Origin of the sequence: Aeromonas sp. ASNIH8 (assembly GCF_002919855.1) — a bacterium.
Taxonomy (GTDB): domain Bacteria; phylum Pseudomonadota; class Gammaproteobacteria; order Enterobacterales; family Aeromonadaceae; genus Aeromonas; species Aeromonas caviae.
In genome coordinates this window covers 1-572 of record NZ_PQLN01000278.1, presented here as the reverse complement: position 1 = coordinate 572, position 572 = coordinate 1, and the positions used below count along the sequence as shown (strand labels likewise).

The 572-nt window shown below is 62.6% G+C and carries 1 protein-coding gene; it reads right to left on the bottom strand.

What is annotated here, in order from left to right:
• Positions 1 to 572, bottom strand: a 572-nt coding sequence (locus C3418_RS24595; RefSeq protein ID WP_258040187.1) for a methyl-accepting chemotaxis protein, incomplete at both ends; no start/stop codon positions are given.

The window sequence follows — 572 nt, the reverse complement described above, 5'->3', positions numbered from 1 at the left end:
TTGCTGGACCAGCGCCGCATTTTGCTGCGCGGTTTCGTCCATCTGGTTGACCGCAATATTCACCTGCTCAATACCACGGCTCTGCTCGTGCGACGCATTGGCGATCTCACGCATCAGGCGGGTCATGCGCATCACCTCGTTGGCGATCTCGTCCATGGTTTCCCCCGCCTGCTGCGCCAGTTCGCTGCCTTCGCTGACGTGCGCCTGGGAATCGCTGATGAGCGTGCGGATCTCTTTTGCCGCATCGGCGCTACGGCTGGCGAGGTTACGCACCTCTCCGGCCACCACCGCAAAGCCGCGCCCCTGCTCGCCCGCGCGGGCGGCTTCCACCGAGGCATTCAGCGCCAGAATATTGGTCTGGAAGGCGATACCGTCGATCACGCTGAGGATATCGGCGATACGGTCGGCGCTGCCGGAGATATCGCGCATCTTCTCAATGACATAACAGACCATCTCGCTGCCGCGGTCAGCGGTATCTGACATCGTCTTCGCCACCTGATGCGCCTGCTCGGCGTTGTGGGCGTTCTGCTTCACCGTGGCGGTGATCTCTTCCATGCTGGCCGCGGTCGTCC